17 protein-coding genes are annotated in these 13289 nt (G+C 69.5%); 7 read left to right on the top strand and 10 right to left on the bottom strand.

All coding sequences use genetic code 11. From position 1 onward, the window contains the following. Positions 1-79 precede the first annotated feature (79 nt). The 3 genes from ACIQNU_RS21325 to ACIQNU_RS21315 all read right to left on the bottom strand — a co-directional run bounded on the left by ACIQNU_RS21325 (position 80) and on the right by ACIQNU_RS21315 (position 1466). Positions 80-763 carry a pyridoxal 5'-phosphate synthase gene (locus ACIQNU_RS21325; RefSeq protein WP_401368549.1) on the bottom strand — a complete coding sequence of 228 codons (684 nt, stop codon included), beginning with the start codon at positions 761-763 and terminating at the stop codon, positions 80-82. An 11-nt stretch (positions 764-774) separates the two neighbouring features. Further along, positions 775-1011: a hypothetical protein gene (locus tag ACIQNU_RS21320; protein WP_401368546.1), complete on the bottom strand. Its 237-nt coding sequence runs from the start codon at positions 1009-1011 to the stop codon at positions 775-777. Between the two features lie 206 nt (positions 1012-1217). Beyond that, positions 1218-1466 (bottom strand): hypothetical protein, encoded by a 249-nt coding sequence (locus tag ACIQNU_RS21315; protein WP_401368545.1) that lies wholly within the window; start codon positions 1464-1466, stop codon positions 1218-1220. 185 nt (positions 1467-1651) lie between these two features. On the opposite strand from ACIQNU_RS21315, the gene ACIQNU_RS21310 reads away from it, so the two are divergent. From ACIQNU_RS21310 to ACIQNU_RS21300, 3 genes are read left to right on the top strand one after another with little or no spacing between them, the layout of a single operon-like run. Further along, the gene (locus tag ACIQNU_RS21310; RefSeq protein WP_401368542.1) at positions 1652-2488 is read left to right on the top strand and encodes a Scr1 family TA system antitoxin-like transcriptional regulator; all 837 of its coding nucleotides are present in this window, start codon (positions 1652-1654) and stop codon (positions 2486-2488) included. Then, positions 2485-2694, top strand: coding sequence for a DUF397 domain-containing protein (locus tag ACIQNU_RS21305; protein ID WP_401368539.1), 210 nt, complete (start codon positions 2485-2487; stop codon positions 2692-2694). Before ACIQNU_RS21310 ends, ACIQNU_RS21305 begins: the two co-directional genes overlap by 4 nt. Before the next feature lie 9 nt (positions 2695-2703). Continuing rightward, positions 2704-2901 (top strand): DUF397 domain-containing protein, encoded by a 198-nt coding sequence (locus ACIQNU_RS21300; protein ID WP_401368999.1) that lies wholly within the window; start codon positions 2704-2706, stop codon positions 2899-2901. 302 nt (positions 2902-3203) lie between these two features. On the opposite strand, the gene ACIQNU_RS21295 is transcribed toward ACIQNU_RS21300, so the two are convergent. The 3 genes from ACIQNU_RS21295 to ACIQNU_RS21285 form a co-directional block, all read right to left on the bottom strand. After that, on the bottom strand, positions 3204-4289 hold the full coding sequence (locus ACIQNU_RS21295) for a threonine aldolase family protein (protein ID WP_401368537.1): 1086 nt from the start codon (positions 4287-4289) through the stop codon (positions 3204-3206). 35 nt (positions 4290-4324) lie between these two features. Beyond that, positions 4325-4870, bottom strand: a complete 546-nt coding sequence (locus tag ACIQNU_RS21290; protein WP_401368534.1) for a helix-turn-helix domain-containing protein — start codon at positions 4868-4870, stop codon at positions 4325-4327. Positions 4871-5164: 294 nt separating this feature from the next. Beyond that, entirely contained in the window at positions 5165-5716 is a 552-nt protein-coding gene (locus ACIQNU_RS21285; RefSeq protein ID WP_401368531.1) for an ArsR/SmtB family transcription factor, read from the bottom strand. Positions 5717-5835: 119 nt separating this feature from the next. Between ACIQNU_RS21285 and ACIQNU_RS21280 the strand changes: the two genes are divergently transcribed. Next, positions 5836-6570 carry a hypothetical protein gene (locus tag ACIQNU_RS21280; protein ID WP_401368529.1) on the top strand — a complete coding sequence of 245 codons (735 nt, stop codon included), beginning with the start codon at positions 5836-5838 and terminating at the stop codon, positions 6568-6570. A 13-nt stretch (positions 6571-6583) separates the two neighbouring features. Here the strand turns inward: ACIQNU_RS21280 and ACIQNU_RS21275 are convergent, their stop codons facing one another. Continuing rightward, complete coding sequence (locus tag ACIQNU_RS21275) at positions 6584-7099, bottom strand: hypothetical protein (protein WP_401368526.1); 516 nt, start codon at positions 7097-7099, stop codon at positions 6584-6586. Between the two features lie 104 nt (positions 7100-7203). Here ACIQNU_RS21275 and ACIQNU_RS21270 point away from each other — a divergent pair, with 104 nt between their 5' ends. Continuing rightward, entirely contained in the window at positions 7204-7896 is a 693-nt protein-coding gene (locus ACIQNU_RS21270; RefSeq protein WP_401368523.1) for a TetR/AcrR family transcriptional regulator, read from the top strand. 19 nt (positions 7897-7915) lie between these two features. On the opposite strand, the gene ACIQNU_RS21265 is transcribed toward ACIQNU_RS21270, so the two are convergent. Both ACIQNU_RS21265 and ACIQNU_RS21260 read right to left on the bottom strand, forming a co-directional pair. Beyond that, a complete protein-coding gene (locus ACIQNU_RS21265; RefSeq protein ID WP_401368520.1) occupies positions 7916-9304 on the bottom strand; it encodes a hypothetical protein in 1389 nt (462 codons plus the stop codon). An 84-nt stretch (positions 9305-9388) separates the two neighbouring features. Then, positions 9389-10558 (bottom strand): thiolase C-terminal domain-containing protein, encoded by a 1170-nt coding sequence (locus ACIQNU_RS21260; RefSeq protein ID WP_401368518.1) that lies wholly within the window; start codon positions 10556-10558, stop codon positions 9389-9391. Between the two features lie 154 nt (positions 10559-10712). Here ACIQNU_RS21260 and ACIQNU_RS21255 point away from each other — a divergent pair, with 154 nt between their 5' ends. Together ACIQNU_RS21255 and ACIQNU_RS21250 are read left to right on the top strand one after the other, a co-directional pair. Next, on the top strand, positions 10713-11948 hold the full coding sequence (locus tag ACIQNU_RS21255; RefSeq protein ID WP_401368515.1) for an acyl-CoA dehydrogenase family protein: 1236 nt from the start codon (positions 10713-10715) through the stop codon (positions 11946-11948). Then, complete coding sequence (locus tag ACIQNU_RS21250) at positions 11948-12424, top strand: nitroreductase family deazaflavin-dependent oxidoreductase (protein WP_401368512.1); 477 nt, start codon at positions 11948-11950, stop codon at positions 12422-12424. The genes ACIQNU_RS21255 and ACIQNU_RS21250 overlap by 1 nt, the downstream gene beginning before the upstream one ends. A gap of 125 nt (positions 12425-12549) precedes the next feature. Here ACIQNU_RS21250 and ACIQNU_RS21245 read toward each other — a convergent pair whose 3' ends face one another. Continuing rightward, positions 12550-13197, bottom strand: coding sequence for a TetR family transcriptional regulator (locus tag ACIQNU_RS21245; RefSeq protein ID WP_401368510.1), 648 nt, complete (start codon positions 13195-13197; stop codon positions 12550-12552). Positions 13198-13289 lie beyond the last annotated feature (92 nt).

Here is a 13289-nt window from a genome sequence, read left to right as displayed (position 1 = left end):
GACCTCGCCAACCCGACGAGCAACGGCGTCTACCAGCGCATCGGCTACCGCCCGGTCGGCGACTTCGCGACGTACGCCTTCAGGGCCACAGCAACTCCTTGACCCACGCCTCTTGTTCGGTGTCTGGGGCTTCCCTCCGATACCGCAGCCTTACGTGCCGCCGCCGCTCGTCGCCCTGGAAGAACTCGACCTCGTCCGGGGCGAGGGTGTAGACGGTCCAGGAGGGGACGGGGGTACGGGGCTCCCGCCCGGCCCGCTCCCACGCCGCGTCGGACACGCGACCCAACTCCCCTTTCGCTTCGAGTACTTCACTCTGCCGACCGACGAGCGCGGCGGCGAGCGCCCCCGTCGACCGGGCGTGCAGATCGCCTTGGCTCTCGGCCTCGGACGCCGGGACGACCGGCCCCCGTACCCGTACCTGCCGCCCGCGCGCGGGCCAGTAGAAACCGAGCGCCGCGTACGGGCGCTCCGCGAGCTGCCGCCCCTTCCTGCTCGTGGCGTGCGTCGCGAACTGCCAGCCGCGCCGGTCGGCGCCGTGCAGCATCACGTACCGCACATCGGGCAGCCCGTCCGCGCCGGCGGTGGCCAGCGACATGACGTGCGGCTCGACCTGCCCGGCGGCCACGGCGTCCGCGAACCACGTGGCGAAGAGGGGTACGGGGTCGGCGGGTGCGGCGCCCGGGTCGAAGCCGGGCAGATCGACGTCCCAGACGCGGAGGGAACGCAGCAGCGCGGGCAGGTCGGCGGGGGTGTCGGATTCCATGGAGGCGAGTATCACGGGATATCGCGCGATTTGCGGAACAGCGCGTCCAGCTCCGCCTTGAGTAACCGGTACTCGGCCGTCTCCCTGACGGAGTCCGCCTCCGGGTCGTCCAGTTCGAAACTGTGGCCCCCGGGGTGCCGGGAGAAGAGGGTGCAGGCTTCGTCGTACGGGATGGGCCGCCCGTTGTCCGCCGGGCAGTCCGGCAGTACGGCGAACCAGCCGGGCTCGCACCCGTCCGACCAGTGCACCCACACCTCCCCTCGCGCGGGGTCGTCCAACTGCCAGACAAGATCGGCGTGTTGACCAGCCCTGTGCGCTTCCCTCTCACACCGGAGAAAGGTCTCCACGTCGAGGGGGTTACCGGCGTAGGCCGGCATTGTCTTCAGCATTATGGCGACGAGCCGCAAGGGCATCAGGGCCTGCGCCCCGCATACGCGATGAGCGGTCATTTCCCTCAAATCCCTTTCTTGCTACGGGCGTTGACTTCGGCGACGCCTTCTCTGAGTGCGTCGGAAAGGGCGACGGGTCGGAGGTTCGCGGGCTGCGCGTCCCACTCGACGCCGCCGTTCAGTGGGCGGAGCTGATAGCAGCCGCCGACGCGGTCCATGACGCGACCGGTCCGACCGTTCGAGGCGTCGCTCACGATTTCACCGAACAGAGGCTCGAACTGATGCAGCGGTGGGCTCTCGGATTTCTCCCGCACGGCACGGAACTCCCTTCTACGCTGAGTGAGCGGGGATGTTCAGCGTGCGACCGGCTGAGCGGCCTGCGGAAGGGGTTTCGTACCCAACCCAGCGTGGTGGGCTGCGTGGCATATGCCGGAGCCGTTGACGTGCGGGAATGGGGGCGGGGCCGGAATTTTCAGTGCGATGGTGGAGGAGACAAGTGGTGGTCGAACGGAGCGAGGGTGACGGCGACGTGAGCAATCCCCGGAAGGAATTCGGGGAGGCGCTTCGGGATGCCAGGGAGTTACATCCGGCGGGGAAGTGGACCCAGGTCAAACTGGCCCGGGAGGCGAGGACGTCCAGCTCAACGATTTCCCGAATCGAGAGCGACAGCGACTTCCCGATCCCACCTCACTTGCCTGCCGAGTTCGATCGGGTCTTCGGCACGGAGGGGACGTTCAAGGAGATTTACGAGCGAGTCATGGGCGAGGGATTCGCTGCTCACTCACGACGGCGCATGAAGTTGGAGCCCGACACTGTGGCAATCGCTGAGTGGTCCCCGACCGTGATCCCGGGACTGCTTCAGACACCCGCGTATGCCCGCACGCTCTTTCGCAGAGGCGATCCAAGGGCCAGCGACAAGGAGATCGCCGCGATGGTGCGGTCACGGGTGGCGCGGCAGGAGGTGTTCCGGCGCGGTCTCCCACCTGACTTCTCGGCGATCATCTGCGAGTCAGTGATCAAGCGGAACGTTGGGGGGCCAGATGTGATGCGGGAGCAATTGGGGGCGTTGCTGGCCCACGGAAGGCCCGAAACGAACGTCGTCCAGGTGCTGTTGCTGTCGGCCGGCTGCCATGGATTGATGGACGGTTCGCTGTCCCTCCTGACGCCGCGATCTGGTCCGGCTGTCGTGCACACGGAGGCCATTCGGTCGAGTTCGCTTGTCGACGAACCCGAGGAGGTGAGGCGCCTGTCCCGGTCCTACGATGTGTTGAGCGCGTTGGCACTCTCGCCCGACGCGTCCGCGCAGTTGATTCGTGAGGCTATGGAGGCACTGTGACTCCCAGGGGTTCCGTCAATTGGGTCAGGTCCAGCTACAGCAGCCAGGACGGCGGCAACTGTGTGGAGTGGGCACCGACGCATGCCCAGAATCACGGAGTTGTCCCCATCCGGGACAGCAAAACCCCGTACGCCTCGCACTTGACCTTCTCGGCCCCGTCCTGGTCGACCTTTGTCCAGGGCATCAAGGGCGAGGCGCCCTTCTAACGGCACCCGATCACCGGTCAGCCAGCGCGGCAGCGCACCGTACCGCGTCGAGTAGTTGGTCGATGTCGGCCGCGCTGGAGGAGGGACCGCTGTGATCGCTACGGCGATGGCGAGGCCAGCAACTGCGTCGAGTGGGCTCCCACCCGCGCGCGAGCCCACGGCGCCGTCCCCATCCGGGACAGCAAAACCTGTACGCACCGCACTTGACCTTCTCGGGTGCGTCCTGGTTGAGGTTCATCGAGAGCGTCAAGGGCGAGTAGGGCCGGGGGACCCATCTTTCAAAAGTGGCCAGATCTCCCGCACCCACAGGACATCTGGCCACTTTTCAAAACAGGGTCCCCCGGTCGGCGGGCGTGGCCGCGTACCGCGTCGAGTGGCCCCCACCCACGCGCGATCCCACGGCAACGTCCCCATCCGCGACAGCAAGACCCCGTACGCGCGGCCCCTGACGCCCTGGTCGACTTTTGTCCGGGTCATCAAGGGCGAGGCGCCCTTCTAACGGCACCCGATCACCGGTCAGCCAGCGCGGCAGCGCACCGTACCGCGTCCAGGAGTTGGTCGATGTCAGCTTCGTTGTGCGTGAAGGCCGTGACGAAGCGGACGATTCCCGGTTCCCAGCGGTCGTGGTAGAAGGCGTACCCCTCGGCGAGCAACCCTTCCGTGACCTGCTGGGGCAACCGGCAGAAGAGGATGTTGGCCTGCGGCGTGGCCAGCAGGCCGATACCGGGGATGGCCTTGAGTCCGTCCCCGAGCCGGATGGCCATCGCATTGGCCTGGCGGGCGTTGCGCATCCACAGGCCGTCGGTCAGGTACGCGTCGATCTGCGCGGCCTGAAACCGCATCTTGGCGGCGAGTTGGCCTGCGCGTTTGGTGCGGAAGGCGAGTTCGGGGGCGAGCGCCGGGTCGAAGGAGACGATGGCGTCGGCGGTCATCGCGCCGTTCTTGGTGGCGCCGAACGACAGAACGTCGATACCGGCCTTCCAGGTCATCTCGGCGGGGGTGGCCCCGAGATGGTCGAGGGCGTTGGCGAAACGGGCGCCGTCCATATGAACCCGCAGCCCCGCGTCCTTGGCGATGGCGGCCAGGCGGCGGATCTCCTCCAGGGTGTGGACGCTGCCGCTCTCGGTGGCCTGGCTGATGCTGATGGCGGAAGGCTGCACGCTGTGCACGTCACCGGCCCGGCGGCGCACCGCCGTACGGAGCGCGTCGGGGTCCATCTTGCTGTCGGGGCCCGGGACGCCGACGAGTTTGGCGCCGTTGGTGAAGAACTGCGGGGCGCCGCATTCGTCGTGGTTGATGTGGCTGTCGGGGTGGGAGAGGACGCTGCCCCAGGGCGGGGTGAGGGCGGCGAGGCTCAGGCCGTTGGCGGCGGAGCCGGTGGTGACCGGGAAGATGTCGACGTCGCGCTCGAAGATGTCGCTCAGTCTCCGGCGGGCGCTGTCGGTGAAGGGGTCGTTGCCGTACGGCAGAACCTGTCCGGTGGCGGCATCGGCGACGGCCTGGGCTATCTCCGGGGACGCGCCCGCCATGTTGTCGCTGATGAAGGCGCGGCTGGAGGGGGTGGTGGCGAGAGCGGTGGCGAGGGTGGGGACCATGAGGGGTCTTCCTTGGTCTCAGGTGCCGATGGGTCTCAGGTGCTGATCGGGGAGGCGAAGACGACGGTGATGTCCACTTCCTCGGCGCCCGTGCGGTAGAAGTGCGGGGCGTCACCGGCGAAGGCGAGCATGTCGCCGGGGCCGAGATCCTGCGGGGCCTCGACGGGCCCGGCGGTGACGTATCCACTCGCCACGAGCAGATGCTCGATCGTGCCGGTGGCGTGCGGGACGCCGGCCAGCTCCGTCTCGGGCGGGATGCGCAACCGCCAGATCTCCAGACTGTTGCCGCTGCTGATCCGGCGCAGCAGCTCCCGGGAGACCTCGCCGGGCTCGATGTCCGTGCCGGGCCGGAAAACGGGCCCGGTGTCGGCGTCACGGGCGAGCAGGTCGGCGATCGGGATGCGCAGCGCGATGGCAATGGCGTCCAGGGTGTCGATGGTCGGATTGCCGTTGCCGGATTCGAGTTGCGACAACGTGGCCTTGCTCAGCCCGGCGCGCCGGGCCATCTCGGCGGCGCTCATACCGCGCTGCTGGCGTCGCAGCCGGATCTTCGCGCCGACGGCAGCGGCGGTACTGCTCACCGGCCGACGTCCGGACGGCGGCGGCGTCATCGAAGAGCGTCGTTTGAACGAACCATGCGTTCACTATATCGAACCCCACGCGTCCGTGAACCCGCCGGTCACCTCGACAGGGGCCGGCACCGCACGGTCACCGCCGCTGCCGGGTCGCGTCGGATCGCCGCACCGCCCGAGTCGCACCCTCCCCTCCGGACCCTGTTTTCCCATCTGGCCGGATTCCCCCAGCTCATGGCGATCGTTGCAGTGGGACAGCCGGCGATCCCGCGAACACTTTTCGAGCGCAAGGCTTCAAGAGAGTCAGTCGGCCGGAACCCCGAACCACCGCAGCAGCACGGGCCGGGCATCGGGCGACGCGTCCTCCGCACTGTGGGCGTAACGGGCGAGCAGCGTCAGATAGTCATCGTGGAACGCGTCCAACTCCTCCTTTGTCAGATGGCTCAGGCTGCGTGAACCCCGCATCCAGCCCCCGGAGTTCGCCTGCTCGGCGGCGAACCTCTGGGCGAGTTGTATGTCCTCCTCCATACGGAGCCGGTCCAACTCGGCGGCCACGACGCGCTCCGTCTCCGTGAGTTCGTCCTGCGGTGGTCTGCGGATGTCCAGGCCACGAACCCCCCGCCACCAGCGCTCACGCCCCCCTGAACGCTCCGGGATGTCCTCGATGAGCCCGCCCCGCTCCAGCATGCGGAGGTGATAGCTGAGCGTCCCGGTGTTCTCGCCCAGCGCCTCGGCGAGCGTGGTCGAGGTCGCCGGGCCCGTGGTGCCGAGGTGCCGCAGAATACGCAGGCGCAGGGGGTGCGCGAGCGCTTTCAGCAGCTCAGGGCTGTCGACGGTCCTTCGCTCATCTGTCATGCCACCAGCTTACCCACACTGCAGAGGATTCCATGCATGATTTTCTCTGCAGATTTTTTGCTGCAGAATTTTGTCTGCAGACCTTTCCATGCAGAGAAAGTTCTGCCATGCTGGTGTGCATGACGACGAACCGACTGCTCTCTCTCCCTCGTGCGGTGCACCGCGTGGCAAGTGCCATCGGCGGAGCGCTGCTCGCCGGACTCGCCCTGGCAGCCACTCCGGCACAGGGCGCCGAACAGGCGTTACGGCTGCCCGAGTTCGACTTCTCGGCCTGCCCGACCGCCGCCGAGCTGCCCGCCGGCGCCGACCCGGGGACCTGGCGCTGCGAGGTGATGGTCGCCACCGGGCATCTGCGCCTCGGCGCCGTGGACGAACCGCTCACCAAGCCCCTGACCATCACCTTCGCCGAGGGCCGGGTCGGCGGAGAGTTCCGCCAGGTCTTCGGCAGGATGACCGCCGCACCGATCCGGCTGGGCCGCACCCCGCTGACCGTGACTCCCCTATATGGGGGCTACTCCGACTTCCTCTCCAACGACTCCCGCCGCGGCGAACTCGACCTCACCTTCACTCTCGGCGCGATCCGCCCACTGCCGTCCCCGCCGCCGGGCTGCTCAGTGGGAAGCGTCAAGACTCCGATCCACCTGATACTCAGGGACACCGACCCCGCACGGGTCATATCGACGGACCCCCTGGTGGTCACCTTCGGCGCGGAGGACAAGGACTTCACCGCCCCGGCCACCACTCACTGCGGCCGGCTCGGTCGCATATTCGACCGCGCCCTGGCCCTCCCGTCCCCGAAGGGATCGAACGCGATAGACCTCGACGCCACGGTGGCCATCAGGCCGTACCGGTAAGTCGCGAGGCTGCTCAGGCGATCAGGGTGGCGATGCCTCCGGCGAGGAGGCCCACGACGACGATCAGTGGGCTGCCCTTGACGGCGGCGCCGAGGTGGAAGCGCAGATCCCGGTACTCGGGCATGCCCTCCGTGCCGGGCAGGGCCAGCAGTCGGGGCCGTAGCCCGGCGAAGATGATCCAGTCGAGGACGACCAGGTCCCAGACGGTCAGCGTGGCGAAGACGAGGGCGGCGCAGACCGCCGCAGGCAGGAACTCCAGGCCGTCGTCCAGTGCGTCGTGAAGGCCGATCATCGCCGCGACCATCAGGGGGAGGGCGCAGACGGCCCAGACGAACACACCGAAGAGCGTGGCCACCCGGCGACCACGGGCGCTCTTGGGTCTGCCGTAGCGGCGCTGGATCGCGGGCGGATAGTCGTTCAGGAGGAAGTCCCTGCTGAGGGCGGCTCCGGCGAACACCGCAGCGGTGAAGAGCACGCTCAGCGCCAACCCGTAGCCCAGGCCGTACCCGACGACCGCCGACCACTGCATGCCGACCTCCCGAAGTCATGTCGCATCTTGGTAAGGCTTACCTAAGCCTCTGCTCCTTCTAAAGTCAACAGAGTGTGAAGTTCAAGGCTCGCTACCATGCTGCCGTGGCAACAGCAGACGGCACCGGAAGTCGGCGGCGGCCGGAGTTCCGTAAGGGCCGGCCCACCCTGACCAGGGAGAGGATCGCGCGGGCGGCCCTGGAGATCCTGGGTGAGTCAGGCCCGGCGGAGATGACGATGCGTGCCGTCGCCGCCCGGCTCGACGTATCGCCGCGCGCCCTCTACAACTACGTGGCCGACCGGCGCGATCTGCTCCGCGAGATCGTGGCCGTCTGCCAGAGCGACCGGCCGCAGCCCCGGCTAGACGCGGACCACTGGCAGGACAGCCTGCGCACGTACTGCCGGGACTTGCGTGCCTGGTACCGCGCGCATCCGGGAATGACGGCGCTCGCGCGGGCGGAGGACCTGACCCCGTTCACGTCCACCGACCTGCTGCGGCCGGACGACACCCTCGTGGGCTTCTTCCTCGACCTCGGCCTGTCCCCGCAGGACGCCTACCGGGCCTGGTCGATCACCGTGCTCCAGGTCTCCGGGTTCGCGGAGATGTGGGACGCCTGGCACGACCGGCCGGCGACCGGTGCGGATCCGGCCGCGTGGACCGGGGTGCCACCCGACCCCGGGGCCGGAGAACTCCCGCATCTGCGACGCGTCGTGGCGGAGACCGCGTACGAGCCGCCGGACGCCCTCTTCGAATCGGTGCTGGCGATGCTCGTCGCCGGCGTGGACGCCATGAGGTGACCCTCCGCCGGGGGGGCGGTCAGGGGTGGGGCGTGTGCGCCGGGGCGGTCCGCCGGATCAGTTCCATGGCCTGGTCCGCCAGGGGGAGGGCGCGGCGGCTGCGGAGGTCCAGGGTGGGGCCGGGGACCGAGACGGCGTGCATGGCCAGGAGGTTCATCAGGGGCCAGATCAGGTCGGGGCGGTGCGTGAGGACGTGCTCCTCGCCGTCCGGGGAGATGACCTTGGCGGGGGTGACGCCTGCGAGGAGGTTCGTGCGGGACCAGTCGACGGCGAAGGAACGGCCCCTCGGGCTGACGTGGAGGACGACCTCGTGGGTGCGGTGCAGGACCGCCAGATAGTTCATCGGGAGGGTGAGGCGCCGCTGGGCGAGGAAGGGAGGGCTGCCGTCCGCCGGTTCGACCCGCAGGACCGTGTCCAGGGCCGGGCCGTGCGTCTGGAAGGTGTGCGTACCGCGCAGTTCGAGGAACCGGCCGCGTGCCAGCCGCCCGCCCCGCCGGGCCCACCGTCGGCTGGAGTGGCCGAACCGACCCTTCTCACCCGGCAGTTCGTCCACCACCCAGCGGGCCTCCTCACCCGGCTCGGTGATCGGCGCCCGGTCCTCGGGGGAGGCGTCGGCCCGCTGAGCCAGCGCCCCGTACCGTGCCGCCGTGTCCGCGTCCAGGCGCCGCAGGTCGATCCCGTCCGCCGTCATCGGGATACCGTCCGCGGGCCCGGTCCCCCGCATCCCTTCGAACATGAGGTCCGGCTGACCGGTCAGTTCCGTGCGGCGGCCGTCGAGGCCGGTCACCTTGAAGGGCCGCACCCCCGACAGCATGAGGCTGCGCGGCCAGCGGACCGAGACCTTCCCGGGAGTGGCCGGGTCGACGTGGACCACCAGACGGCCCGCCGTCACCGCCGCCAGACACAGGGAGGGCACCCGCCACTTGCCCGTCGTCTCGAACCCCTCCACCCCGTCGGTCTCCCGTACGCGCAGGGTCATCCGCAGCACGGCCGTGAACTCGTTCGGGGCGTACTCGCCGTAGTGGGTGGTGAACGTGGCCTCGTTGTCCGGTTCGTAGTGGAACAGGGCGGCCTTCACGATGTCGGCCCGTGCCACCCGCGCACCGGCCGTCGCCGCCGGGGATTTGGGGGCGAGTACGACGAAGGTGTCGGGTGTGTAGGTCTCGGCGCCGTCGGTGAGGAGGTCGCGGCGGGTGATCCCGGGGAAGTCGGAGCGTGCCGCACGGAGTGCGACGAAGGGGATGGGAAGCGTGAAGACCAGACCGGTAGCGAGCAGGGTGCCCGCGAAGCTCCACTCGGCGCCGTCACGCCAGGCCATGTAGCCCACGAAGATAAAGACGGGCCCCACGATCGAACAGAGCGTCACGAAGATGAGATTGCCTATGAGTACCCCGGCGTAACTGCGCACGGCCCCGCCTCCTGTCACCTCGCGATCGTCCTGCGGTACGGGACGCCCGCGCGGCGTCGAAGGTTCCCCAAGCCACCGGCCTCGTCAGCCGCGCCCCAGCACCACCGTCCCGGAGGAACAGAACCACCCTCCGGTCCCGGACGCCACCGCCAGCTCCGGCAAGCGGCCACCGGCCTTCCGTACCTGACCCTCGCCCGCCTCGCCGCGTAGCTGCCGCACCGCCTCCACCAGCAGGAACAGCCCCCGCATCCCGGGGTGCTGGGCGGACAGGCCGCCGCCGTCCGTGTTGGTCGGCAGCCCGCCGTCCCGCAGCAGCCGGCCCTTCTCCACGAACGCCCCGCCCTCGCCCTTCCCGCAGAACCCGAGATCCTCCAGGGTCACCAGGGTCATGTAGGTGAAGGCGTCGTACAGCTCGGCCACGTCGATCTCGTCGGGACGGACGCCCGCCCGTTCGAACGCGAGCCGTCCGCTGACCGCCGCCGGGGAGACCGTGAAGTCGTCCCACTCGGACATCGTCGTGTGCGACACGTGCTCCCCGGTGCCGAGGACCCACACGGGCGCCTTCGCCGAGTCCGGTACCAGGTCCTCGGCGACCAGCAGGACGGCGGCGCCCCCGTCGGACCGTATGCAGCAGTGCAATTTCGTGAAGGGGTCCGCGATCATCGGGCCTGACAGGACCTCGTCCACGGTCACCGGGGTGCGGAACATCGCGTCGGGGTTGTGCGCCGCGTTCGCCCGCGCCTGCACCGCGACCTCCGCCAACTGCTCAAGGGTGGTGCCGTACTGGTGCATATGGCGCCGTGCGGCCATCGCGTACTTCGCGATCAGCGTGTGCCCGTACGGCACCTCGAACTGGAGGGGGCCCCGGGCGCCGAAGGACAGGTTCGACGTGCGGCGTCCGGCCTTGATGTCCGCGCGGGCCGTCGACCCGTAGACGAGGAGCACCGCCCGTGCGTGGCCCGCCGCGATGGCGTCCGCCGCGTGCGCCGCCATCACCTCCCACGTGGAGCCGCCCACCGACGTCGAGTCCACCCAGCGGGGCGCGAGGCCCAGATACTCCGCGACCTCCACGGGCGCCAGCGTGCCCAGCCCGGCCGACGCGATGCCGTCCACCACCTCACGCCCGAGGCCCGCGTCCGCGAGCGCGCGCCGGGCCGCCTGCGCGTGCAGCGCGTACGGCGTCGCACCGTCCACCCGCCCGCAGTCCGAGAGCGCGACCCCCGCCACAGCCACCCTGCGATGCCCTGAATCCATGAATCTGACGGTACATCAGATTCGCTGTCCGCATCAGATACGGTCCCCGGCGTCCCGGCTCTGTGCATCTCCGGCCCCACGCCCTAATATGACGCGCCGTCAGATCAACGGAGACCGGTCGGTCAAGGCCGGTCGGTCGCCGGAAGGGGAGCCCATGGACGCCACCTTCACCGCCGAACAGGACGAGATCCGCCGCACCCTGCGGGAGTTCGTCGCCAAACGCAGCGGCCCCGACGAGGTCAGAGCCGCCGTCCGCACCCCCGCCGGATACGACACCGCGCTGTGGGCGACGCTCTCCGGACAACTCGGGCTGCCGGGCCTGGCGCTGCCGGGGGCGTACGGAGGTGTCGGCTGTACGGTCACCGAACTCGCCCTGGCCTGCGAGGAGTCGGGCCGGGCTCTCCTGCCGTCGCCGCTGTTCGCGACCGCCGCGCTCGCCGCGCCGCTGATCCTCGCCCTCGGCACCGATCCCCAGCGCGCCGCGCTCCTCCCGCCGCTCGCCCGCGGCGAACTGACCGCCACGCTCGCCGTCCCCGGCACGGGGCTCGCCACCGCGCTCGGCCTCACCGGCGACAACCGCGGCGACTGGGCGGGCGGCGGACGCGCCGGAGGCGTCCAGGCCACCCGCGGGGAGGGGGGCTGGCGGCTCTACGGGCAGGCCGACCAGGTGCTCGACGGCCACAGTGCCGGTCTCCTCCTGGTCGCCGCCCACACCGGCGGCTTCGCCCGCTCCCGGACGCTCCTCTTCCTGGTACGGGCGGACGCCGAAGGTCTCGTACGGACCCGCCGCACCGCTCTGGACGAGACCCGCCCCCAGGCCCGTGTCGAACTACGCGACGTGCGTGCGGAATTGCTCGGCGCCGACACCGCCGCCGACATTCCGGGCGCGCTGGCGGCGGTGGGGGAGCGGGCCGCGGCCGTGCTCGCCGCCGAAGCGGTCGGCGCCGCGGACCGCGCCCTGGAACGCACCCTCGACCACGCCGGGCAGCGCGAACAGTTCGGCCGCGCCATCGGCTCCTTCCAGGCCGTCAAACACCGGCTGGCGGATGTGTATGTGCAGGTGCAGGCGGCCCGTTCGGCGGCGTACTACGCGGCCTGGGCGGTGGCGGGTACGGGGACGGAGACGGAGACCGGGGGTGAACCCGTCGGCGGACTCGCCCTCGCCCAGGCGCTGGAGGCGCTGCGTACCGCCGCGTCGGAGGGCATCCAACTGCACGGCGGTATCGGCTTCACCTGGGAACACGACGCGCACCTCTACTTCAAGCGGGCGTCCGCCGACGACCTGCTCTTCGGCCCGGTCCACCGCCTGCGCGCCCGTGCGGCGGAGCGCTCGGGCCTGTTCCCGCACACCATGCCGACTACGCCGGTCACCGCTACGGAGGTCGCCTGATGCCGCCCGGAATTCGCCTGGTGCAAAAGGTCTCGTCGACGCGTGCGTTCGCGAAGGTCGCCCCGCATGTGATCCCCGCGATGGACCGTGTGGTGCACCGGATCACCCGGGGAAAGGTGCTGCTCAGCGCCCAGATGCTGCCGGGCGTGATCCTCACGGTTCGCGGCGCGAAGTCCGGGCTGCCCCGCCGCACACCGCTCGCCTGCATGCCGGAGCCGTCCGGCACCTGGCTCCTGATCGGCTCCAACTTCGGCCGACCCGGCCACCCCGCCTGGACCGCCAACCTCCTGGCCCACCCCGACGCGGAAATCAACTGGAAGAACGAGGACATCCCCGTCACAGCCCACCTGTTGGGGGGTGAGGAGCGCGAGGAAGCCTGGCAAGCAGCCCTGAAATTCTGGCCTCCGTACGCGACTTACCAGTCCCGCATAGACCGCCAGATCCGACTGTTCCGCGTAAGTAGGAAGCACCCGTGACCCGAGAGCCGTCCTGACCCGTTGTGGGCAGGCGTTCCGCACGGCGGAACGGGTGGGCACAACCCCATGCAACAGGACAGCAAAGGGGAAAACCCGGGGTTTGGGGCGGAGCCCCATGAAGCCACCTATCGGGTGGGCTTCTTCCCGGTCACCCCAAGATGTACCAACAAGGCCAAATTGGGCTTGAGTTCGGCCTGCTTCACACCCCAGCTCTGAAACCCCTTCTGATGCGAAGCCACAGCGGCGAGCATCGCGACGAGCGACCCGGCCATCGCGGCGGGAGACACCTCCGCGTCGACCTTCCCCTTGGCCTGAAGCTCCTTGACCGTGTCCGTAAGGGAGTTGTTCACGGAGTTCAGGATCTTCATACGGATCTTGTAGAACCGCTTGTCGCCCTCGGCGGCCCCCAGATCCACGACCCGCAGAATCGCGTCGTGACGGCGCCAGAAGTCGAGGAATCCGTCAACAAGTTCCTGCGCCGTCTGCCAGCCGGCTTTGCCGACCCAGGAGCGGCCTTCGAGCAGCGCGGTCAACCCGGCGCCCTCCGCGGCCATTTGCTCGGCGATCTCCAGGACGGCGCCTTCGACGTCCGGGAAGTACTGGTAGAAGGTCGCCGGTGAGGTGCCTGCCTTCCGGGCCACATCAATGACTTTGACGTCCCGGTAAGGCGAGGAGCTGAGCATCTCGCCGAGGCAGTCGAGCAGCTTCTGACGCGTCGCCTGACCGCGCCGTCCTGCCACGCGGCCGTCGACGGTACGTACCTGTCCTGTCATGCCGTCAGCTTACCGAGGGGTGATCGGAGCGCTATTCGGCCGACTGCAAATGGGGTTGGGCCCCCATGCGGCGGGGACCGGCCGGAGGGCGC

Source organism: Streptomyces sp. NPDC091292 (assembly GCF_044757265.1).
Lineage (GTDB): Bacteria > Actinomycetota > Actinomycetes > Streptomycetales > Streptomycetaceae > Streptomyces.
This window is presented reverse-complemented; position numbering and strand designations above follow the sequence as displayed.